1 protein-coding gene is annotated in these 1000 nt (G+C 64.1%); it reads right to left on the bottom strand.

Features of this window, described 5'->3' with window-relative positions:
• Positions 1 to 905, bottom strand: a 905-nt coding sequence (locus ACG04Q_RS25535) for an IS110 family RNA-guided transposase (RefSeq protein ID WP_394514697.1), incomplete at its 3' end; no start/stop codon positions are given.
• Positions 906 to 1000 lie beyond the last annotated feature (95 nt).

Here is a 1000-nt window from a genome sequence, read left to right as displayed (position 1 = left end):
TGGAACCAGCGCCGGATCGTTTCGTCGTAGCGCACCGCGAAGTGCGCCGCCTCGATGAAGGCCCAGGCCAGGTGCTTGTTGCCGCACTTGGCGTTGCCTTCGCCCTTCTTCTTGCCGTTGGATTCGCGCCGGCTGTCCACGGCGCGGGCGTAGGAGGCGAAGTTGCCGGGGCTGGCAAAGCGGTTCATGTCACCGGCCTCCAGCGCGATGGTCAGCGCCAGGGTCTTGCCGATGCCGGGCACGCTGAGCAAGGCTTGGAAGTCCTCGCACAACGGGTCGAAGCTGCGCGCTTGCCCCAGGATGGCGCTCTCCAAACGCCGCACTTGTTCGTCCAGACAGGCCATGACGGCACGGTTGGTCATCAGGGCCAGGCGTTGCTGGGGCAGCATGGGCATGGCAGCGATGTCGTCGTCGGTCCAGCGCTTGATCTCGTTACCGCTGGCGTGCGCGCCCAGGTTGCGTGCCGTCAGGTTCTGCATGCTCAGCACCTGGCTGGTTCGCTGGCGCACGAGCTGGCTGCGCTTCCTGAGCAGGTCGCGCAGCGCGCGTTGCTCTCGTGGATAAATGTGCCCGGTGGGCAGAATCCCGAGGCGCAGCAAGTGGGCGAGGTGGCGGGCGTCGTCGGCGTCGCTGCTGTGCTTGAGCCCGTCGTACTGCTTGACGGCACAGGTGTTGACCAGATGCAGCGTGAAGCCGGCGTCCTGCAGCCCGTCGACGAGCCAGTACCAGTTGTAGGTGGACTCGACCGCCACACCCCGAACCACGCCAGGGCAGCCTCGAAGCGCCTGCTTGATCTTGACCAAGTCGTTCGGCAGTCGTTTACTGAACACGATCCGATCCGTCTCATCCAGCACGCACAGCACGCTGTTGTTGCTGTGCAGGTCAATGGCTGCATACAGTTCCATGCCGGTCTCCTTCGCGGCTCGCCCGCTTGATCTGGAAACCAAACGGTAGGCCTATGAACGGAGACCGGCCATTGGGGCTAGATGATTCTTCAGGT

Origin of the sequence: Pelomonas lactea, assembly GCF_043555885.1 — a bacterium.
Taxonomy (GTDB): Bacteria; Pseudomonadota; Gammaproteobacteria; order Burkholderiales; family Burkholderiaceae_C; genus Pelomonas; species Pelomonas lactea.
This window is presented reverse-complemented; position numbering and strand designations above follow the sequence as displayed.